Genomic DNA, 19,728 nt, shown 5'->3' with positions numbered 1-19,728 from the left:
ATGGGAACGACGGCCGCTGTGTTGCTGTGGACGCTGGGCGTGCTGGCCCTGGCCTGCGGCGTCCTGGTGTTCACACTGAACTCGATGGCCCGGGTCACATTCGCGCTGTTGGCTTCTCTGGTGTGCGTCGGCGGCGTGGTGACCGTCCTGGGATTGCCGTACCTCGGGGTGGTCATCGTGCTGATGATGGCCATGGAGATGGTCATCATGGCTGTTTTCATGATCGCGTACATGATGAATCCGGCCGGCCTGACGCCGATGTCGATGCTCCACAACAAGCGCGGGGCGCTGGCCATCAGCGGTGTGGTGTTCGCCGCGCTGACCAGCGCGGTCTTCGTGGTTCCCTGGCCCGACCGTCCGCGGTTGCGGTCGAAGGACACCACCGTCCAGGTGGGCATGTCGTTGATGGGCGATCAGATGCTGACGATGGTCACGCTCGGGTTCGTCCTGCTCGCCACGATGGTCGGCGCGACCGTGCTGGCCACGAACCGCGGTCGCTACGACCGGTTCGGGGACGACCTCGATCAGCGGCCCGCCCGCGATCCGGCCGGCGGAGGGGTGGGCCGGTGACCTTCGAACTGCTCCTGTTCCTTGCCGCGGGCCTGTTCTCGATCGGTCTGTTCGGCGCGCTGTCCCAGCAGTCCATCGTCATGATCATGATGGGGATCGAGCTGATGATCGGCGGGATCATCGTCGCCGCCGCCGACTTCTGGCACTTCCTCGCCCCCACGGGCAGCGGGCAGGTGGTGATCGTGGCTGCCGTGGTGGCGATGGCGGTGGAGATGGCCATGGGGTTCGCCGTCACCACCGCGATCTACCGAGCCCGGCAGGTCGACATGACAGACATGGCCGAGGACCTGAAGGGATGAGCGCGCTGATCTGGCTGCTGATCGCCCTGCCCCTGGCAGCGGGAGCCGCCCTCGCGGTGATCGGGACACGCCTGAACCGACAGGCGCCCGCCCTCGGAGTGCTGGTGTCTGTGGCGATGCTGGGCCTCGCTGTCGCTGCCGCGTCGACCCGGCCGTCGTCGAGCGTGCCGCTGTTTTCGGGAATCCGGGCCGGGTTGGCGGTGGACGGACTGTCCGCGGTCATGGTGATCACCGTCGCCGCGGTCACCACCGGCGTCCTGGTCTTCTCCGCCGGGGAGTTCGGTGAGGAAGAGAACCGCGGACGGTTCTTCGGCCTGATGCTGCTGTTCGCCGGCTCCATGTTGGTCACCGTCACCGCGACGACGTTGCCGCTGCTGCTGATGTCCTGGGAGCTGATGGGCGCGACGAGCTGGGCACTGATCGGCTACTGGTGGCGCGACCCGGAGCGGGCACGCGCGGCGGACACCGCCTTCCTCACCACCCGCACCGCGGACCTCGGCCTGTACCTGGCAGCAGGTGCTGCCATGGCCGGTGGCGCCGCGACCTTGAGCCTTGATGCCCTTGCGTCCACCGTGTCCCCCTGGCTGCACCTGGTCACCGCCGGAATCGTGACGGCCGCGCTGGGCAAGTCCGCGCAGCTGCCCTTCTCCTTCTGGCTGTCACGCGCCATGAAGGGCCCCAGTCCGGTATCCGCGCTGTTGCACTCGGCGACCATGGTCGCAGCCGGCGCCTACCTGCTGCTGCGCCTGCACCCACTGCTGGCCGCGACCGGCTGGGCGGGGCCGGTGGTCGCCTGGACCGGAGCGGTGACCGCCCTGCTTCTCGGCATGGTGGCTCTGGCGCAACGCGACCTCAAGCAACTGCTCGCCGCGTCGACCGCCTCGCAGATCGGCTTCATGGTGCTGGCCGCCGGCAGCGGCGGTGTGGCCGGCGGCACCTTTCAGCTCGTCGCGCACGCCGCTGCCAAGTCCGGCCTGTTCCTCGCCGCCGGGGCCTGGTTGACCGCACTGGGCACCAAACAGCTCCCTTCCCTGCGCGGGGCCGCGCGCACCCACCGCCTGGTCGGCGTCTGCTTCACCGTCGGGGCGCTCACGCTGGCCGGGCTGCCGCCGCTGTCGCTGTGGTGGGCCAAGGACGATGTCCTCGCCGCAGCCCGCGCCGAGAGCACCGGCCTGTACCTGGTCGGGCTCGCTGCGGCCGCCGTCGCCGCCGTCTACAGCATCAAGGCCCTGTGGTACGTCACCCGGCCGCTGCCCGAGGACCCCCGGACCGGCTACGACACCGAGCGGCCTGGCACCCGGCGAGTCCCCGCCACCTCGGCTGCTCCGCTGCTCGTCCTGGCAGGCGCGGCGGCCGTCCTGGGCGTCCTCGCCCTGCCGGGACCGGCCGCGTGGCTGCGCGACCTGCTCGGCGTCCCCGGCGAACCTTCGCCCAAGGCGTGGGAGCTGGGACTGGCCGCCACCATCGTCCTCGCGGCCGCCGGGATGTCCTGGTGGCGGCCCTTCCGCTCGCGCGCACTCATTCCACCGGTTTTGGTGCGGTGGGCCGACGGCTGGCTTCTCGGGGAACGTGCCGCCCATGCCGTCGTCGTCAGGCCGGTCACGGCGATGGCCCGCGCGCTGGCCGTCTTCGACGACCGGATCGTGGACGGCGTCGTACGGCAGGTGGCCCGCGGCGGATTCGCCCTCGCCCACAAGGCGCGCCACGTGGACGACTCAGGCGTCGACACCGCCGTCGAAGCTGTCGGCCGTGGCGGCCTGGCGGCCGCCCGGCAGGCGCGCCGTCTGGATGACGGCGGCATCGACGCCGTCGTCAGTGCCGTCGCCTCCGGCGTCCGGAGCCTGGGGCGGTGGGCACGCCGTCCACAGACCGGGCTGTTGCACCAGTACTACGCCCAAGCCGCCGTCGGCTTCTGCGTGCTCGTCCTGATCGTGCTGTTGGTGAGGTGATCCCCTGTGCTGAGTGTTGTGACGTTCCTGCCGCTGTTGGTGTGCGTGGCGCTGATGCTGCTGCCCGGCAGGTTCCCCGAGCGGGCGTACCTGTGGGTGTGGATCACCACCGCCGCCGTCGAACTCGCTCTGATCACCGCGTTGTGGGCGGGATTCGATTCCCAGGGCGGGATGCAGTACGAGCAGCGGGTCCGCTGGATTCCCGGCGCGGGGGTGAGCTATCACGTGGGCATCGACGGTCTTTCCCTGCCGCTGGTCGCTCTGACGTGCGTACTGTTCCTCGCCGTCGCGGTGTACTCGCTGCGCGAGTCGAGCCGCGTTCGACCGTACGTTTGCCTGTTCCTCTTCTTGCAGACGGCGAGTCTCGGACTGTTCATCGCCCTCGATCTGATCCTGTTCTTCGTCTTCTTCGACCTTTCCATCGTCGGCATGTTCTTCGTCATCGCCGGCTGGGGACACGGCGAGCGCGCCCGGGCGGCGGCGCTGAAGTTCTTCCTCTACACCTTCATCGGCTCGCTCGCCCTGCTGCTCGGCTTCATCGGCCTCTACCTGGCCGCCGACCCGCACACCTTCGACATCGTCGACCTCACCCGTACCAACCCGCTCGCCGGGCACGGTGTGTATGCGAGCCTGGTGCTGCTGGCGATCGGCGTGGGAATGGCCGTCAAGACCCCGGCCGTTCCCTTCCACACATGGCTGCCGCCCGCCCACACCGAGGCCCCCGCCGCCGGGTCGGCGATTCTGGCAGCGGTCCTGCTGAAAATGGGCACCTACGGTTTCGTCCGCATCGCGATGCCGCTGCTGCCCGGCAGTTGGCGCCACTACGCCTTGGCCATCGTGATCGTCGGCGTCGTCTCCGTCGTCTACGGAGCACTGGTCGCGCTCGCACAGACCGACTTCAAACGCATGATCGCCTACACCTCGGTCAACCACATGGGCTACATCATCCTGGCCGTCGGCGCGGCCGGGGCCCTGGCCGGCACCGACGCCCAGGCCCGCTCCCTGGCCGTCACCGGCGCGGTCACCCAGATGGTCAGCCACGGCCTGATCACAGGCGCCCTGTTCCTGCTCGCCGGCGTCCTGTACGACCGCGGACAGACCTACGAAATCGACGCCTACTCCGGCCTGGCCGCCCACGCGCCCCGCTTCGCGGCCGTCACCGGCATCGCCGCATTCGCCAGCCTCGGCATTCCAGGCTTCTCCGGGTTCATCGCCGAGTTCCAGATCTTCACCGGCTCCCTCGCCTCCCAGGCCATCGCCACCGCGATCGCCGTGACCGGCATCCTCATCACCGCCGCCCTGTTCCTCCGCGCGCTGCGCGCCATGCTCCTCGGCGCCCCACGCCTGCCCCCGTCAGTGCACACCACCGGCTTCGGTGATTTGAAGGGCAGGGAAGCGGTCTCCAGCATCGCGCTGCTGGCCCTGGCACTGGTGATCGGCATCGCGCCGCGCTGGCTGCTTGATGTCATCGAGCCCGCCAGCCGGACCGTGACCGATCTGGTGGCGCGGTGAACGAGAACCTCGCCGCCCTCATCCCCGAACTGGCCCTGCTCGGCGCCGCCGTGATCGGCCTGCTGGCAGGTTCCTGGCTGCCACGCCGCCGCCAATGGATCGTCGCCGTCCTCGCCGCCGCGGCCTGCACCGCCGGCCTGGCCGCCACGAGCATCACCATGGCCACCGGCCGCGAACAGACCGTCTTCTCGAACGCCTTCGCCGTCGACACCGCCACCAACGCCGGCCGCCTCACTGTTCTGGGGGCCCTGCTGCTGGTGATCACCATGTCGGTGGAGACCGTACAAGGCCACAAACGCGAAACCGAGTACTGGGTCCTGCTCCTGCTGACCGGCGCGGGCACCCTCGCCCTCCTCGGCGCGAACGACCTGCTGATGCTGTTCGCCGCCTACCTCCTCGCCAGCATCCCCGCCTACGCCCTGGCCGCCTTCACCAAAGACAACTCCGGCACCGAAGCAGCCCTGAAGTACTACCTCATGGGCGCCCTCCTCGGCACCACCATGCTCGCTGGGGCCGCCCTGTTCTACGGCGCCGGCCACTCCACCCTCTACCGCGAACTGCGCCACGCACTGCCCGACGCTCCCTACGGCCTTGTCGCCGTCGCTCTGGTGGCCGTTCTGGCGGGGCTGCTGTTCAAGGCCGGGGCCGTACCCGCCCACTTCTGGGTCCCCGACGTAACCGACGGCGCACCCGCCCCGGTCGCCGCGTACGTCACCACCCTGCCCAAGATCGGCGCACTGATCGCCGGCTACCGCCTGCTTCACCAAGCCTTGCCCGACAGCGACGTCAACTGGCCGCTGCTCCTGGCGGTCCTGGCCGCCGTCACCATGACGCTCGGCAACCTGGCGGCCTTCTTCCAGACCTCCGCCAGACGCCTACTCGCCTACTCCACCATCAGCCAGGTCGGTTACCTCCTCATGGCCCTCGCCGTGGCCACCCGCACCGACCTCGCCCAACAGAGCCTGCTGTTCTACCTGGCCGCCTACGCCGCAACGAACCTCGGCGCCTTCGCCGTCGTCACCGCACTCCCCGCCGCACGTCACCTGAAGGACTACCGCGGCCTCGCCCACCGCCAACCGGGTCTCGCAGCCGTCCTCGTCGTCTGCCTCCTCGGCCTGGTCGGCACCCCACCCACCGGCATCTTCCTCGGCAAACTGGAGATCTTCAGCGCCACCATCGACGGTGGCTACACCTGGCTCGCAGTCCTCGCCGTAGCCAACACCGTCGCCTCCCTCTTCTACTACCTGCGCTGGCTGGCCCCCCTCTTCACCCATGCCAACCCGGGACCCGCACCGGCCCAGGCCGTCTTCGGCTGCTGGGCAGCCGCCACCGCCTGCACCGCCGGAGTAATCGCCCTCGCCCTCGGCCTCGCGGGTGGAGCCGTGCTTCCCTACGGAATGGGAAACCTGCTGCCGTGACGGAACCAAGCGCATCCGTCGAACGCCGACTGCGGTCTTTCGGCGCGACCATGCCGGTGCGGGCTCAATCTCCTTCATCCCCGGAGTCGCTGTTGCGGCGGCCCCAGTGCCCTGAATGCTCCTCAGCGTGTCGGGTAAGCGGTAGCCGTTGCCGCACTTCAAGGTGACATCTGCACGGCCAATGCGCAGGGACAGCCGTCGGTACGGGGCGCCGGCCCGCAATGAGAGGAGTTCCCTTATGTCGGACAGCGCTGCACCTATTCTCAGTAAGCTCAGTGATTCCGGGCAGACCGTCGAGTCTCCCGACGAGGACGTTCGCGGTCGTAAGGTCACGGGCACCGATGGCGACGATGTCGGAAAGATCGAAGACCTCCTCGTCGACGAGTCGGAACGCAAAGTCCGCTTTCTACTCGTGGCGCACGGCGGGTTCCTCGGGTTCGGAGAGACCAAGTCGTTCATTCCCGTGGACGCCGTGACGCGGGTGACCGAAGACCAGGTCTTCATCGACCAGGCACGCGAACGCGTTGCGAACGCTCCTGTCTATAATCCCGAACTCGCAGAAAATCCGGACTACTACGCCAGCGTCTACGGCTACTACGGCTATGCACCTTTTTGGGGGCCGGGATACATTTATCCGGGTTTTCCGTTCCGTGGGCACATGTAGCAAGGCTGCAAGGCTGCAAGGCGCGTAAGGCATGTTGGGGAGAGCTGGCGGCTGGGGTCGATCCGGTCGTTCCCGACCTGCGGCGGTTGCTGCACGAGCGCACAGTGCCGTGTTGGACTTGATCTCGGCGGGAGCTGTGGAGTCAACTGTGCTTGCTGGTGATCTGGCAGCGCCGTACATGTCTTGCACCGTGGACGATGAGGCGTCGGCTGCCCTGCAGGTGATGGCTGAGCGTCGGCTTCCCGCACTGCTGGTCGTCGACAGAACCGGGTGGCCCTATGCGGTCGTTCCCGCTTCCCTTCCCTTCCCGCTTCTCTTCCTCCTTCTGCGCGATGCCGTGCTGCTCGCCCAGTGGGGTCATGTGCCCTCCCGATCTGCGACCACCGTGGTGGTCGCTACCCACTCACCTTCGCACCCACCTCGGCGGGCCCAGGGATTGATGGACCGTGCCGTCCACGGATGCAGAATGCCTCTACCCCTTCTGCCCAGGACCACGTGCGACCGTGATCCGGGCGGGCTGAGACCAGGGTTGTGGGTCCCGACCGAAGTAGGCCGTCCAGAATGTCTGACCGGTTGGGAGGGGGTGTAACGCTGCTTCCTCCGCGGGCTGCCAGGCGTCCCGGAAGGGACCAGCGAGCGCCGTGGACTGCCGCAATGGCCATATGATGGGCTGCTGACCTGCGCGAATGGCTCCTCCACTGCTGATGGGTGTCTTTGAGCCTTATGCGGCAGTTCGGATTAGTCGAGCGCCTCAGGTTTCGAGGAGAGCACCGAGGCCCGTGGGTGGCACCAAGCCCGGTGAGGGCTGACGAGCTGGAGAACCGCAAAGTACAACGGCGGCGCAAGGCGAGGATGGACGCTCGCACCCGCGAGGGCCTGCCGGTACTGCCGATGCGTGTCCGCACGGTCGACCAGCGCCGCCAGGACGCTGCCGCGCTACTGGAAGCCGCCCGGCATGCCGCCCCCGGCGAGGTGTTCACCGCTGCCGGTCAGCAACTCGAACGCGCTGTGGTTCCGCACGGAACGGCCGGCAGGGTCTGGGCCGAGAACCCGTCCACCGGAAAGCGCCGCGATCTGGGACTCGAAGAGGAGAGGGCCTTCTGGACCTGGGCCGTGGTCGAGGTCCTGCGGGCCACCGGCATCCGCATCGAGGAACTGCTGGAACTCAGCCAGCCTGTCCAATACCGGCTGCCCGCCACCGGTGAACTCGTCCCCCTGCTGCAGATCGTCCCGTCCAAGACGGATACCGAGAGGTTGCTGCTGGTCAGCCCTGAGCTCGCCGACGTCCTGAGCGCGATCATCTGCCGCGCCCGGGAGGCCACGGGCGCCGTTCCCTTGGTCCGCTCCTACGACCGCCGCGAATGTGCGTGGCAGGAGCTGGCCCCGCTGCTGTTCCAGCGACGCATCCGTGGTGAGGACTGCGCGTTGTCGCGAAGAGGCAATCCAGGCGCACATGGCCTTCCTCGCCCGCCGCCGGTCCCCCGCCCGAGCGAGGAATACCGCGTTCCCACCGACGGGGAATGGCAAGAGTTCCTCGGCCACTTCGAGCGGCGCAAAGTCTCCATCGGAGCATGCGGACGCGCGTTCGGCACCCCCTGCATTCACGAACATGCCTGCGTCCGCTGCCCGATGCCGTGGCCCGACCCCGCCCAGCGTGACCGTCTCGTTGAGATCCGCGACAACCTCCTTGCCCGCATCGCCGAGGCCGAGCGTGAAAAAATGGTTCGGCGAGTGGGAAGGGCTTCAGGTCAGTCTTGCCGGAGCAGAGGAGAAGCGCACCCAACTCGGCCGACGCCCACCAGCACCGTCGTCGACCTCGGCATTCCCGTGATCATCGCTCCCAGTGTTCCCCGTCAGCACCGGCCGGAGGGAGGAGCGTAACCTTTGGGCTCCATCAATGAGCCTCTTCAGCGTTGCCGCTCCAGGGGGAGGATGGCCTCGGCGATTGATGTCATGCGGTGGACCTGCATCGGGACCTGCGGAAGATGTGCCAGGGCTCAGCCTCGCAACGCCGCGTTCGACAGGCGCTCGCGACCAGCGCCTGATTTCGGGACTTTTCGGTGGGGGTGAGTCCCTGCAAGGGCATGCGTTTCATGCCGTGGTCAGCCACGGTCCAGTGCTTTGGTAGGCGAGACCAGCCGGGATGGGGGCGCGCTGGCATTCGCAGATCCGGATGATTCGGTGCATGCGGCCCGGCAGAGTGGGCGAGAGCCACAGCAGCCGACCGCCGTCACCAATCCGGTCACGCTCGGCGAGGTGCCGTCGAGTAGGTCGAAATCTCGGGTTCGTGCTCGCCCAGTATCTTCAGCAGGTCTGGTGCGTGTTCGGCGAGCAGGTCGGCGACCGCGATGGAGTACGCGTGGGCGCTGGACTCGCTGATCCCGAACCCGGAACTTGGAGCGCCGGGCGTTCTCGCGGGTGACGACAGCCTGGTGGCCCACTCCACGAGTGCATGCGGCAGGCCGAGTGCGGCAGGTTGGACAACCAACGGTGCCCCCGAGCAACGTGATGGAGATGTCAGACATCTCGATCAACAGCCCGAGGGCCTCGCTCATTGCGCTTCACGGCCCGTCACCCGAGCGACTCCGGCGACCCAACCGGGGTCCGCCGTCGCCGGGTCGCCCGCCGGTCAATCCTCATCCGGCGTAGACGGGCGAGAGAAGGACAGATCGAGCACGTATTCCTCGGTGATGGGGCACCCCCGCCAGGCGCCGGAGATCTCTTCGACTCCCCAATCGTCGTCGATCTGCCGAAGAATGTCGTCATGGTAGGCAGCAACCGCCTCTCTACCCGTCCACGAAGCGATTCCTTCGTACAATCCCGCACGGGGCAGCTCCATTTCCCCGGCCGGTCCGAGACCGAGCTGACCGATGACGAGGATTCCAGTCTCGGACTCTAGGGAGACAGGCGTGAATCCTTCGGCCTGACCGGGAACATCCCGCGCCATGGGCCAGATACGGATCCGCACTCCCACTTGAATGTCGGACTGAAGGCTGTGAACGTACAGGTGGTATCCATTTCCGGATACCACCTGTACCCGTGACGCCTTCATCGCTGCCTCGTCCGCCAGGTAGGCATCGGCATCGTAGATCTCCACCGAACACCGATCGGGGTGTGCACTGGCAGTGTATTCAGCGATGGGTTGCACTGGGCGTCCTCTACTGGCTTGTTCGTCGTGCTTCACTTTCCTGGCCCACAACGGCGTGCCCGACCACGTCCTCGCGCGATGGGCGGGCATGCGAATATCAGCACGACCAAGCGGTGGTATGTCAAGCCGGATGTAGAGGATCTTCGAGGGACCGCAACCACGTGGGACGGCCTGCACGGGGCTGCGGAAGAGTGGCAAGCGTGAGCCACGCGGTCTGCATGCCGAGCGTCTCGCCGAGCCGAATAGCCGGCAAGATTGAGGTGGATTCGGAGTCCGGCTCTTGGTTGTGGTCGGCAGGAGTCCGGGAGGGCTCATCCGGCTGCGGCGAAGCATTCTACGTGGGAAGTCGCTCAATTCGAGCCACCTGGGGGAGGGCACGCCAGATGACCCCGGAGACGGGCACATGCCGGTGAGCCACACCTGGTCTCTTGAGGGTCCCGGCGCCGGAGCTGGCATCGTGAGAGAGCCGAGACTGGCTAGGTCCACCCCGGCGATGTGACATCTCGTGACAGATGAGAGGGTTTTCCGGGTGACCGAGACACCACCGAATACTATGCAATACCGCTTTGACGGGCCAGAAGACGCTCCGGTCCTGGTGATCGGTCCGTCTCTGGGTACCACCTGGCACATGTGGGACCGCCAGATACCCGAGCTCTCCCAGCACTGGCGGATCTTCCGCTACGACCTCCCCGGGCACGGCGGAGCCCCCGCGCACCCCGCCGCCGCGGTCAGCGACCTCGCCGACCGGCTCCTCGCCACCCTGGACAGCGTCGGCGTCCAGCGCTTCGGCTACGCGGGCTGCTCCATCGGCGGCGCCGTCGGCGCCGACCTCGCGCTGCGCCACCCGCACCGGGTCGCAGCCCTGGCGCTCGTCGCCGCGTCGCCCCGCTTCGGCACCGCCGACGAGTTCCGCCAGCGCGGGGTGATCGTCCGCAGCAACGGCCTGGAGCCGATCGCCCGGACCTCCCCGGAGCGCTGGTTCACCCCCGGGTTCGCGGCCGCGCAGCCGGCCATCGTCGAGTGGGCCGTCCAGATGGTCCGCACCACCGACCCGGGCTGCTACATCGCCTCCTGCGAGGCCCTGGCCGCCTTCGACATCCGTACGGAACTGCCCCGCATCGGTGTCCCGACTCTCGTCCTGGTCGGTGCCGAGGACAAGGTCACCGGTCCCGCCGAGGCCCGGACCCTGGTCGCCGGCATCCCGGACGCCCGGCTCGCGCTCGTACCGGGTGCCTCGCACCTCGCCCCGGTCGAGCAGCCGGCCGCCGTCACCGACCTGCTGCTGATGCACTTCTCGACCGCCTGGCAGGACACCCTGGCGTCGATCCCCGTGCCGCCGAACCCGGGCTTCGCCGCCCCGTTCGCCCCGGTCGTCCCCGTCGCGGAGATCACCGCCTCGGTCGACCTGCCGGACGCCTCCCCGACGGGGCGCGCCGACCGGTACGAGCGGGGGATGAAGGTCCGGCGCGAGGTGCTGGGCGACGCCCACGTGGACGCGGCGACGGCGGCCTCCGACGGCTTCACCGAGGACTTCCAGGACCTCCTCACCCGCTATGCCTGGGGCGAGATCTGGAGCCGGGAGGGCCTCGACCGCAGGTCCCGCAGCTGTGTCTCCCTCACCGCGGTCGTCGCGTCCGGGCACCTGGGCGGTCTCGCGCAGCACGTCAGGGCCGCCCTGCGCAACGGGCTGACCCCCGTCGAGATCAAGGAGGTGCTGCTCCAGACCGCCGTCTACTGCGGCATCCCGGCGGCAGGCGCGGCCTTTGAGATCGCGCAGTCCGTGATCCAGGAGGAAACGACCCCGCCCGCGTAGCAGGATGGGGGCATGAACGATTCGTCTCTCACCCTCACCAAGAAGATCCACTCCTGCGTCCGCCTGGAGCGGAACGGTCGGACGCTCGTCATCGACCCCGGTGGGTTCGCCGAGGACGACGCCGCGGTCGGTGCCGACGCGATCCTGGTGACGCACGAACACCCGGACCACTTCAACGAGGCACGGCTGCGGGCGGCGTTGGACGCCGACCCCGCCGTGCAGGTGTGGACCCTGCGCAGTGTCGCCGAGCAGTTGTCCGCCGCGTTCCCGGGGCGCGTGCACACGGTCGGCCACGGCGACACGTTCACCGCCGCGGGACTCGACGTACAGGTGCACGGCGAACTGCACGCGGTGATCCACCCGGACATCCCGAGGATCACCAACATCGGTTTCCTCGTGGACGGTTCGGTCTTCCACCCCGGCGACGCCTTCACGGTGCCCGACCACCCGGTGGACACGCTGATGCTGCCGGTCATGGCCCCCTGGAACAAGATCTCGGAGGTCATCGACTACGTACGCGAGGTCAAGCCGCGCCGTGCGATCGACATCCACGACGCCCTGCTGACCGACCTCGCCCGCCCGATCTACGACACACAGATCGGCTCCCTCGGCGGGACCGACCACGGCCGGCTGACTCCGGGCGACGCGACCCGCCTCTGACCCCGCTGTCAGTGGGAGCGGTTAGGTTGACTGCATGCGTATCGCCACGTGGAACGTCAACTCGATCACCGCCCGGCTCCCGAGGCTGCTGGCCTGGCTGGAGAGCAGCGGCACCGACGTGCTGTGCCTCCAGGAGACCAAGTGCACGCTGGAGCAGTTCCCCGCCGAAGCGCTGCGCGAGGCGGGTTATGAGTCCGCGGTCAACGCCACGGGCCGGTGGAACGGCGTCGCACTGCTCTCCCGCGTCGGCCTCACGGACGTCGTGACGGGCCTGCCCGACGGCCCGGATTACGAGGGCGTGCAGGAGCCGAGGGCGGTCTCGGCGACCTGTGGCGCCGCCCGCGTCTGGTCCGTCTACGTCCCCAACGGCCGTGAGGTCGCCCACGACCACTACGCCTACAAGCTGCGCTGGCTGGAGGCCCTGCGGAAGGCGGTGGCCGAGGACGCGGCGGGGGCGCGGCCGTTCGCGGTCCTCGGCGACTTCAACATCGCGCCGACCGACGAGGACGTCTGGGACCCGGCGCTCTTCGAGGGCGCCACCCATGTCACCCCCGCCGAGCGGGCCGCGCTCGCCGCGCTGCGCGAGGAGGGACTCTCCGACGTGGTGCCGCGCCCCCTCAAGTACGACCGCCCGTACACCTACTGGGACTACCGCCAGCTCGGCTTCCCGAAGAACAAGGGCATGCGCATCGACCTCGTCTACGGCAACGCCCCCTTCGCGGCGGCGGTCAAGGACGGCTATGTCGACCGCGAGGAGCGCAAGGGCAAGGGAGCCTCCGACCACGCCCCGGTGGTGGTGGACCTGGACGTCTGACCCGGACGCCCGGCGGCCTCCTCCGCCGCGACCCGCCAACTGTCAACTTCGGGTTGACGCCCCCGGGGTGTCAACCTAGGGTTGCCTCATGACGAAGCCGCTGCAGGCCAATCCGCCCGTCCGTCTCGACGACCTGATCGACGCGATCAAGAACACCCACACCGACGCGCTGGAGCAGCTCTCCGGCGCCGTGGTCGCGGCGGATCACCTGGGTGAGATCGCCGACCACCTCATCGGCCACTTCGTGGACCAGGCCCGCCGGTCGGGTGCGTCATGGACGGACATCGGCCGGAGCATGGGAGTCACCCGGCAGGCCGCCCAGAAGAGGTTCGTGCCCAAGAAGCCCGGCGAGTCCTCCGACCTGGACCCGAGCCAGGGCTTCGGCCGGTTCGACGAGCAGGCCAGGAACGTCGTCATGGGCGCGCACAACGAGGCCCACGCCGCCCGGAACGACGAGATCGGGGTGGGGCACCTGATCCTGGGGCTCCTGGCCGAGCCGGACTCCCTCGGCGCCCGGGCGATCGCCGGCCAGGGGATCACCCCGGAGGCGGTCCGGGAGGCGGCGGTCCTCGCCCTGCCCGCCGCGGCCGACGAGGTCCCCGAGCTGATCCCTTACGACGCGGCCTCGCGGAAGGTCCTGGAGCTCACCTTCCGGGAGGCGCTGCGCCTCGGCCACGACTTCATCGGCACCGGCCACATCGTGCTGGCCCTGCTGGAGTTCGAGGGCGGCGCGGGTGTGCTCACCGGGCTGGGCGTCGACAAGGACGTGGCGTCGTCCGACATCGCCGCCGCGGTCGCCGCCGCGACGGAGGAGGCGGCCCCGGACTCCGAAGGCTGAGGCCGCCCCCGACGACCGCCCGCAGACTCCGAAGGCTGAGGCCGCCCCCGACGACCGCCCCCGGACGAGCAGGCCTCAGTGCACCGAGAAGCCGCCGTCGACGAAGAGCGACTGCCCGGTCACGTAGGAGGAGGCGGCGCTCGCCAGGAACACCGCGGCGCCCGCGAAGTCCTCGGCCAGCCCGTTGCGTCCGACCATCGTGCGGGCGGCCAGCGCCGCCACCCGCTCGGGGTCCGACGACAGGCGCTCGTTGAGCGGGGTCATCACGAATCCAGGCACCAGGGTGTTGCAGGTGACCCCGTACGGCGACCAGGCCTCGGCCTGTGAGCGGGCCAGTGACTCCAGCGCCCCCTTGGAGACGCCGTACGCACCGCTCTGCACGAACGCCCGGTGCGCCTGCTGGGAGGTGATGTGGATGATCCGCCCGAATCCGCGTTCCGCCATGCCGGGTCCGAACCTGCGGCCCAGCAGATAGGGCGCCTTGAGGTTCACCGTCATCGTGGTGTCCCAGACGTCCTCGTCGAGTTCGCCCATCGGCGGCCGCAGGTTGATGCCCGCGCAGTTGACGAGGATGTCGGGCTCACCGAACGCGGCCGCCGCCTCGTCGCCCGCCGTACGCACCCCGTCGGAGGTCCCGAGGTCGACGCTCACCCAGGCCGCCCGGCAGCCCTCGGCGTCGAGTTCGGCCACGGTCCGCACCAACTCCGTCTCCCTGCGCGCCACGACCACCACGCTCGCGCCGGCGTGCGCCAGCGCCCCCGCGATGCCCCGGCCGATCCCGGAGCTGCCGCCGGTCACCACGGCGGTCCGGCCTTCCAGTGAGAAGAGTTCGGAGAGATAGTTCTGCGACGTCATCCCCGTACCCTAAAGAGGTGGCCGGATCATGTACGGGGCGGGTCCCGGAACCGGCACAGTCGCGCGCCCTGCGGTGCGGAACCCCTCCGGGATGGGACCCTGGAGGTATGAACATTCGCTTTCTGGACAACTGGCGTAAACGTCAAGGCGGTACCCGGGCGGCGGCGCTCGCGGCCGCCGTCGAGACCGACCCGGACGGTGTGGCCGAGCTGTTCGCGGAATGCGAGTTGCTGCGCTCCCGGGCGGCGCAGTGCGGTCTCGAACTCGACGACAGCCCCGCCTCGTTGTCCGCGCTCGACCAACTGCCGCCCATCTGGCGGGACGACCCGGAGGAGCTGCCCTGGGTGGGCAACGACGCGGGCCTCTACCTCGGCACCGTACTGGTGCGTACGGTCCCCGGCGCCGGCTGGGCCATCCTGGCGGGCGGGAAGCCGGTGGTGCGCCTGGGCTCCGGGCGTGAGATCGACGTGGTCACCGCCGGACTCGACTGGGCGATGTCGGGCAGCCCCGAGCTCTCCGAGATGTACGCGGAGTCGGCGGAGAGCGGGCCCGAGGCCAAAACGCGATAAACAGCCTTATGCGCCACCGGTGCGTGTCGGCCCCGAAGTGCGTGCGCACCCCGGATAGTTTGCGCTGACCTCGACACAAGCGATAAGTGGGTAGGGCAGCGTATGGCCGTCGATCCGTTGATCGAGCTGCGGGACGTCAACAAGCACTTCGGGAAGTTGCACGTACTGCAGAACATCAATCTCACCGTCGGCCGCGGGGAGGTGGTGGTGGTCATCGGCCCCTCCGGATCGGGTAAATCAACGCTCTGCCGGACCATCAACCGGCTCGAGACGATCGAATCGGGCCATATCGCGATCGACGGGAAGCCGCTCCCCGAAGAGGGGAAGGGGCTCGCGGAGCTCCGGGCCGAAGTGGGCATGGTCTTCCAGTCGTTCAACCTCTTCGCCCACAAGACCGTGCTCGCGAACGTCTCGCTCGCCCAGCTCAAGGTCCGCAAGCGCAAGAAGGACGAGGCCGACCAGCGCTCCCGGGAGCTCCTGGAGCGGGTCGGGCTCGCCTCGCAGGCGGACAAGTTCCCCGCGCAGCTCTCCGGCGGCCAGCAGCAGCGCGTGGCCATCGCCCGTGCCCTCGCCATGGACCCCAAGGCGCTCCTCTTCGACGAGCCCACCTCCGCGCTGGACCCCGAGATGATCAACGAGGTCCTCGAGGTCATGCAGCAGCTCGCCCGCGAGGGCATGACCATGGTGGTCGTCACGCACGAGATGGGCTTCGCCCGGTCGGCCGCCAACCGCGTGGTCTTCATGTCCGAGGGCTGCATCATCGAGGACCGCACCCCGGAGGACTTCTTCACCTCACCGGAGAGCGACCGCGCCAAGGACTTCCTGTCCAAGATCCTCAAGCACTGACAGGGGGCACCGTGTTGCGTACGAGGAACATCACGGCCGTGCTGGTCTGCCTCCTGGTCGCCGCGCTCTGCGCCGGCTGCGGCCGGGAGGGCAGCCCGCCGGTCAAGGGGCCGAGGGCCGAGGCGCTGCCGAAGTACAAGGTCGACACCGGATTCCAGCTGCCGGAGTCGAAGACCTGGAAGAAGGCCAAGAAGCGCGGCTATCTCGTCGTCGGCGCCAAGGAGGACCAGCCCTACCTCGGCGAGAAGGACCCGGCCACCGGGATCTACTCCGGCTTCGACATCGAGATCGCCCGCATGATGGCGGCCTCGCTCGGCTTCCAGCCGGACACGATCCGCTTCCGGACCATCGCCTCCGCCAACCGTGAGACGGCGCTCCAGAACGGGCAGATCGACTACTACGTCGGCACCTACACCATCAACGACATGCGCAAGAAGCTCGTCGGCTTCGCCGGGCCCTACTACATGGCGGGCCAGGGGCTGCTGGTGCGCACCGACGAGAACGACATCCACGGCCCGCAGGACCTCGCCGGCAAGACCGTCTGCTCGGCCGCCGGGTCCACGCCGTACCAGCGGATCGCCGCCGACTTCCCCAAAGCCGATCTCGTCGCGTACGACACCTACTCGATCTGCGTCGACAACCTGCTGACCTTCCAGGTCGACGCCGTCACCACCGACGACGCCATCCTGCTGGGCTTCGCGGCCAAGGCGCCGGACGAGATGAAGGTGGTCGGCAAGCCCTTCTCCGAGGAGCCGTACGGCATCGGAGTCCCGCGCAGTGACAACGCGCTGCGGGCCGCGCTCAACGACGCCCTGGAGGCCAACGAGAAGAACGGCAACTGGAAGAAGGCGTTCGAGGCGACCCTGGGCCTCTCCGGGGTGCCGGCGCCGAAACCGCCGCCCATCGACCGCTACCCGACGAACTGAGGGGCGGGCCACCGTCATGGACGTACTGACAGAGAACTGGTCGCTCTACGGCAAGGGCTTCCTCGGCACCGTCGAACTCACCGTGTACGCCTCGATCCTGGCGCTGGTGCTCGGCTTCGTCATGGCGTCGTTCCGGGTCGCGCCCGTCGCCGCGCTCCGGGCGATCGGCACCGTCTGGGTCGCGGTGCTCCGCAACACCCCGCTGACGCTGCTGTTCTTCGCCGTGCTGCTCGGCCTGCCGCGCTTCGGCCTGGTGCTGCCCTTCCAGGTCTTCGCGGTGCTGGCCCTCGGCTGCTACACCTCGGCCTTCATCTGCGAGGCGCTGCGCTCCGGCATCAACACCGTGCCGACGGGGCAGGGCGAGGCCGCCCGGAGCCTCGGGATGTCCTTCGGGCAGACGCTCGGCAACGTGGTGCTGCCGCAGGCCTTCCGGTCGGTGATCCCGCCGGTGGGCTCGACGCTCATCGCGCTCGCCAAGAACTCCGCGATCGCCGGGGCCTTCAGCGTCACCGAGCTGCTGGGCACCTACAAGACCCTCAACGAACTCGGCTACAGCATCATCTGGTCCTTCGTCTGGATCGCCGTCGGATACCTCATCATCACCCTCGCCATCAGCGCGGTCTTCAACGTGTTGGAGAAGCGCTGGGGAGTCGCCCGATGACCCACTCCTCCACCCCCACCGCCACCGCGCTCTACGACATCCCGGGGCCCGCCACCCGTAAGCGGCACTTCCTCTACGGGGTCCTGGCCACGGCCGTGATCCTCGCGCTCTTCGGCTGGGTCCTCTATCTGCTCTTCGACACGGACCAGTTCACCAGCCAGAAGTGGACGCCCTTCACGTACAAGGGCATTCAGGAGCTGCTGCTGCGCGGGCTCGGCAACACGCTCAAGGCCTTCGCCTACGCCGCCGTCCTCTCCCTGGCACTCGGAGCGGTCCTCGCCGTCGGACGGCTCTCCGACCACAGACCGGTGCGCTGGGTCGCCACGCTGCTGGTCGAGTTCTTCCGGGCCATGCCCGTGCTGGTGATGATCTTCTTCATCTTCGTCGCGCTCAAGGTCCAGCCGCTGCCGGCGCTGGTGGCCGGGCTGACCCTCTACAACGGGTCGGTGCTGGCGGAGGTCTTCCGTACGGGGATCAAGTCCGTGGAGCGCGGGCAGCGGGAGGCGGCGTTCGCGCTGGGCATGCGCAAGACGCAGGTCACCACCCATGTCCTGGCCCCGCAGGCCGTCCGCGCGATGCTGCCCACCATCATCAGCCAGCTGGTGGTCGCGCTCAAGGACACCTCGCTGGGTTACCTGATCACCTACGAGGAGTTCCTGCACGCGGGCAAGCTGATCGCGTCCAACCTCGACTACGACCTGCCCTTCATCCCCGTGGTCATGGTCATCTCGCCCATCTACATCGGGATGTGCATGCTGCTCTCCTGGTTCGCCACCTGGGTGGCCAGACGGCAGCGGCGCAACCCGAAGACGGAGGGAACGGGCGTCGCCGCCGCCGAACCGGGAACGGTGCTGCCCGGCCGCCTGCCGTAGCCATCGGCGGGTCCGCCCGGCAGCAGCCGGTGATCACTCCCCGCATCGCGGGACCGGGACGAGATCCGTGTCCGGGCCCGGCGGGGCAGAAGGTCAGCTGCGTGCCGGCCGGGTCGCCGCCGATGCGACGAGGTCCGGCGACGGTCACCGGGTGCGAGGTGACCGGCCTGGACACCGTGGGCGTGGAGCACGGCTCCACGCCCACGGGGGAACGGCCGCACCGGCCCGGGAGGGAGATCGTAGAATCCTCCCTGCGGAAACGGCGAACGCCCGTCGCCGCAGGGGGAGTTGTCATGCGTTACGCCGACGGGCCCAGCACGCAGCGCGAGATCCGGATCTCCGCCGGGGCCGCGCGTGTCTGGGAGGTCCTGGCCGATGTCGGGGCCATGGCCGGCTGGAGCCCCGAGCTGGTGGAGGTGGAGTGGCAGGACGGCGCCACCTCCCCGGTGCCGGGCGCCCGCTACATCGGGCACAACGAGCACCCCGTGAACGGCCGTTGGCGCACCGTCGCCCACTTCACCGAGGCGGAGCCCGGCCGGGCCCTCACCTGGTGCGTGCTGGACATCGACGGCCGTTACGGGGAGCAGGCGCGGGAACCCGGAGACCGTATGGCGACCTGGTCCTTCGCGCTCACCCCGGACGGCGACGGTGTCGTGCTGCGCCAGTCGGTCACGATCGGACCCGGCCGTTCCGGACTGACCGCCTACATCGAGCGCACACCCGAGCACGAGGAGGCGATCATCGCCTACCGCATCGACGAGCTGGGCAAGGGCATGGACGCCACACTCGCGGGGATCAAGGGTGCGGCGGAGGGGCGGCAGGGCTGAGGACGCGGCCCCTGCGGCCCCGGGTGCGGCCGAGCCCGGGCCCTGGCTGCGGAGCCCAAGCCCCGCCCGGTGGAACGGAGTTCCGACGCGTCCGGGCGCCCGCCGCACCGGTCGCCTCGCTCGTAACCCTCGTGTCCGCGACTTTCCTGTGAAGATTGCGTAGATCACGAGATGGTTACTAGAGTCAGACCTCGAACCTTCGCACGAATGATCGTCCACCCGGGACGACAGTGAAGGAACCGCCGATTCCGTGACGTCCACGGAGCCGGGGATTACGTTCGCGTCCCCCCACAGCCCGGTAGGCGGCTCGAGGAAGAGGAGCCCGCCTTCATGGCGTCCCACCGCCGTCCCAAGCAGCCGAGCCGCGCCCGTGTGACGGTGCTCACCGCGACCGCCGCCGCGGCCGTCGCCCTGACCTCCCAGGCCGCCCACGCCGACCCCAAGCCCACCAAGAGCGAGGTCAAGGCGAAGGTCGACAAGCTCTACC

The 19,728-nt window shown here is 68.9% G+C and carries 19 protein-coding genes and 1 pseudogene; 17 read left to right on the top strand and 3 right to left on the bottom strand.

Annotated features, from left to right (window positions below; all coding sequences use genetic code 11):
* The 7 genes from JKV81_RS00800 to JKV81_RS00770 all read left to right on the top strand — a co-directional run bounded on the left by JKV81_RS00800 (position 1) and on the right by JKV81_RS00770 (position 8,293).
* On the top strand, positions 1-570 hold the full coding sequence (locus JKV81_RS00800) for an NADH-quinone oxidoreductase subunit J family protein (protein ID WP_129266305.1): 570 nt from the start codon (positions 1-3) through the stop codon (positions 568-570).
* Complete coding sequence (locus tag JKV81_RS00795) at positions 567-869, top strand: NADH-quinone oxidoreductase subunit NuoK (protein WP_129266306.1); 303 nt, start codon at positions 567-569, stop codon at positions 867-869. The genes JKV81_RS00800 and JKV81_RS00795 overlap by 4 nt, the downstream gene beginning before the upstream one ends.
* Positions 866-2,818, top strand: a complete 1,953-nt coding sequence (locus JKV81_RS00790) for an NADH-quinone oxidoreductase subunit 5 family protein (protein ID WP_129266307.1) — start codon at positions 866-868, stop codon at positions 2,816-2,818. Before JKV81_RS00795 ends, JKV81_RS00790 begins: the two co-directional genes overlap by 4 nt.
* A 6-nt stretch (positions 2,819-2,824) precedes the next feature.
* Positions 2,825-4,330, top strand: a complete 1,506-nt coding sequence (locus JKV81_RS00785) for a complex I subunit 4 family protein (protein ID WP_124275555.1) — start codon at positions 2,825-2,827, stop codon at positions 4,328-4,330.
* Positions 4,327-5,748 carry an NADH-quinone oxidoreductase subunit N gene (locus JKV81_RS00780; protein ID WP_124275556.1) on the top strand — a complete coding sequence of 474 codons (1,422 nt, stop codon included), beginning with the start codon at positions 4,327-4,329 and terminating at the stop codon, positions 5,746-5,748. The genes JKV81_RS00785 and JKV81_RS00780 overlap by 4 nt, the downstream gene beginning before the upstream one ends.
* A 238-nt stretch (positions 5,749-5,986) precedes the next feature.
* Positions 5,987-6,412, top strand: coding sequence for a PRC-barrel domain-containing protein (locus tag JKV81_RS00775; RefSeq protein ID WP_202074718.1), 426 nt, complete (start codon positions 5,987-5,989; stop codon positions 6,410-6,412).
* Positions 6,413-7,264: 852 nt separating this feature from the next.
* Positions 7,265-8,293, top strand: a complete 1,029-nt coding sequence (locus tag JKV81_RS00770; protein WP_202074717.1) for a site-specific integrase — start codon at positions 7,265-7,267, stop codon at positions 8,291-8,293.
* Between the two features lie 26 nt (positions 8,294-8,319).
* Here the strand turns inward: JKV81_RS00770 and JKV81_RS00765 are convergent.
* Positions 8,320-8,900 (bottom strand): annotated as a pseudogene (locus JKV81_RS00765) (transposase family protein).
* 141 nt (positions 8,901-9,041) lie between these two features.
* Positions 9,042-9,509 (bottom strand): hypothetical protein, encoded by a 468-nt coding sequence (locus JKV81_RS00760; protein WP_241748551.1) that lies wholly within the window; start codon positions 9,507-9,509, stop codon positions 9,042-9,044.
* A gap of 604 nt (positions 9,510-10,113) precedes the next feature.
* Between JKV81_RS00760 and pcaDC the strand changes: the two genes are divergently transcribed.
* The 4 genes from pcaDC (at position 10,114) to JKV81_RS00740 (ending at position 13,685) form a co-directional block, all read left to right on the top strand.
* Positions 10,114-11,373: a bifunctional 3-oxoadipate enol-lactonase/4-carboxymuconolactone decarboxylase PcaDC gene (gene pcaDC, locus JKV81_RS00755; protein ID WP_268980609.1), complete on the top strand. Its 1,260-nt coding sequence runs from the start codon at positions 10,114-10,116 to the stop codon at positions 11,371-11,373.
* Positions 11,374-11,385: 12 nt separating this feature from the next.
* Positions 11,386-12,033 carry an MBL fold metallo-hydrolase gene (locus JKV81_RS00750; protein WP_124275560.1) on the top strand — a complete coding sequence of 216 codons (648 nt, stop codon included), beginning with the start codon at positions 11,386-11,388 and terminating at the stop codon, positions 12,031-12,033.
* Between the two features lie 34 nt (positions 12,034-12,067).
* The gene (locus JKV81_RS00745) at positions 12,068-12,847 is read left to right on the top strand and encodes an exodeoxyribonuclease III (protein ID WP_124275561.1); all 780 of its coding nucleotides are present in this window, start codon (positions 12,068-12,070) and stop codon (positions 12,845-12,847) included.
* An 88-nt stretch (positions 12,848-12,935) separates the two neighbouring features.
* Positions 12,936-13,685 carry a Clp protease N-terminal domain-containing protein gene (locus JKV81_RS00740; protein ID WP_202074716.1) on the top strand — a complete coding sequence of 250 codons (750 nt, stop codon included), beginning with the start codon at positions 12,936-12,938 and terminating at the stop codon, positions 13,683-13,685.
* A gap of 75 nt (positions 13,686-13,760) precedes the next feature.
* Here JKV81_RS00740 and JKV81_RS00735 read toward each other — a convergent pair whose 3' ends face one another.
* A complete protein-coding gene (locus JKV81_RS00735; protein ID WP_202074715.1) occupies positions 13,761-14,540 on the bottom strand; it encodes an SDR family NAD(P)-dependent oxidoreductase in 780 nt (259 codons plus the stop codon).
* 107 nt (positions 14,541-14,647) lie between these two features.
* Here JKV81_RS00735 and JKV81_RS00730 point away from each other — a divergent pair, with 107 nt between their 5' ends.
* The 6 genes from JKV81_RS00730 (at position 14,648) to JKV81_RS00705 (ending at position 19,241) form a co-directional block, all read left to right on the top strand.
* A complete protein-coding gene (locus JKV81_RS00730) occupies positions 14,648-15,109 on the top strand; it encodes a DUF6278 family protein (protein WP_099175094.1) in 462 nt (153 codons plus the stop codon).
* Between the two features lie 102 nt (positions 15,110-15,211).
* Positions 15,212-15,955, top strand: a complete 744-nt coding sequence (locus JKV81_RS00725) for an amino acid ABC transporter ATP-binding protein (protein WP_129266315.1) — start codon at positions 15,212-15,214, stop codon at positions 15,953-15,955.
* Between the two features lie 11 nt (positions 15,956-15,966).
* Positions 15,967-16,881 (top strand): glutamate ABC transporter substrate-binding protein, encoded by a 915-nt coding sequence (locus tag JKV81_RS00720; RefSeq protein WP_372444034.1) that lies wholly within the window; start codon positions 15,967-15,969, stop codon positions 16,879-16,881.
* 16 nt (positions 16,882-16,897) lie between these two features.
* A complete protein-coding gene (locus JKV81_RS00715; RefSeq protein ID WP_099175097.1) occupies positions 16,898-17,542 on the top strand; it encodes an amino acid ABC transporter permease in 645 nt (214 codons plus the stop codon).
* Positions 17,539-18,414 carry an amino acid ABC transporter permease gene (locus JKV81_RS00710; protein WP_129266316.1) on the top strand — a complete coding sequence of 292 codons (876 nt, stop codon included), beginning with the start codon at positions 17,539-17,541 and terminating at the stop codon, positions 18,412-18,414. Before JKV81_RS00715 ends, JKV81_RS00710 begins: the two co-directional genes overlap by 4 nt.
* Positions 18,415-18,707: 293 nt before the next feature.
* A complete protein-coding gene (locus JKV81_RS00705; protein ID WP_129266317.1) occupies positions 18,708-19,241 on the top strand; it encodes an SRPBCC family protein in 534 nt (177 codons plus the stop codon).
* Positions 19,242-19,728 lie beyond the last annotated feature (487 nt).

The organism is Streptomyces silvae (genome assembly GCF_016745505.1).
Classification (GTDB): Bacteria; Actinomycetota; Actinomycetes; order Streptomycetales; family Streptomycetaceae; genus Streptomyces; species Streptomyces silvae.
The sequence above is the reverse complement of the archived record's forward strand: the minus strand, read 5'-3'. Positions and strand labels throughout refer to the sequence as shown.

Coding starts and splice junctions, on each gene's coding strand:
- pcaDC (WP_268980609.1), top strand. CDS start 10,114: ATGCAATACCGCTTTGACGGGCCAGAAGACGCTCCGGTCCTGGTGATC.
- JKV81_RS00725 (WP_129266315.1), top strand. CDS start 15,212: ATGGCCGTCGATCCGTTGATCGAGCTGCGGGACGTCAACAAGCACTTC.
- JKV81_RS00800 (WP_129266305.1), top strand. CDS start 1: ATGGGAACGACGGCCGCTGTGTTGCTGTGGACGCTGGGCGTGCTGGCC.
- JKV81_RS00740 (WP_202074716.1), top strand. CDS start 12,936: ATGACGAAGCCGCTGCAGGCCAATCCGCCCGTCCGTCTCGACGACCTG.
- JKV81_RS00745 (WP_124275561.1), top strand. CDS start 12,068: ATGCGTATCGCCACGTGGAACGTCAACTCGATCACCGCCCGGCTCCCG.
- JKV81_RS00710 (WP_129266316.1), top strand. CDS start 17,539: ATGACCCACTCCTCCACCCCCACCGCCACCGCGCTCTACGACATCCCG.
- JKV81_RS00770 (WP_202074717.1), top strand. CDS start 7,265: ATGGACGCTCGCACCCGCGAGGGCCTGCCGGTACTGCCGATGCGTGTC.
- JKV81_RS00790 (WP_129266307.1), top strand. CDS start 866: ATGAGCGCGCTGATCTGGCTGCTGATCGCCCTGCCCCTGGCAGCGGGA.
- JKV81_RS00735 (WP_202074715.1), bottom strand. CDS start 14,540: ATGACGTCGCAGAACTATCTCTCCGAACTCTTCTCACTGGAAGGCCGG.
- JKV81_RS00775 (WP_202074718.1), top strand. CDS start 5,987: ATGTCGGACAGCGCTGCACCTATTCTCAGTAAGCTCAGTGATTCCGGG.
- JKV81_RS00705 (WP_129266317.1), top strand. CDS start 18,708: ATGCGTTACGCCGACGGGCCCAGCACGCAGCGCGAGATCCGGATCTCC.
- JKV81_RS00750 (WP_124275560.1), top strand. CDS start 11,386: ATGAACGATTCGTCTCTCACCCTCACCAAGAAGATCCACTCCTGCGTC.
- JKV81_RS00730 (WP_099175094.1), top strand. CDS start 14,648: ATGAACATTCGCTTTCTGGACAACTGGCGTAAACGTCAAGGCGGTACC.
- JKV81_RS00715 (WP_099175097.1), top strand. CDS start 16,898: ATGGACGTACTGACAGAGAACTGGTCGCTCTACGGCAAGGGCTTCCTC.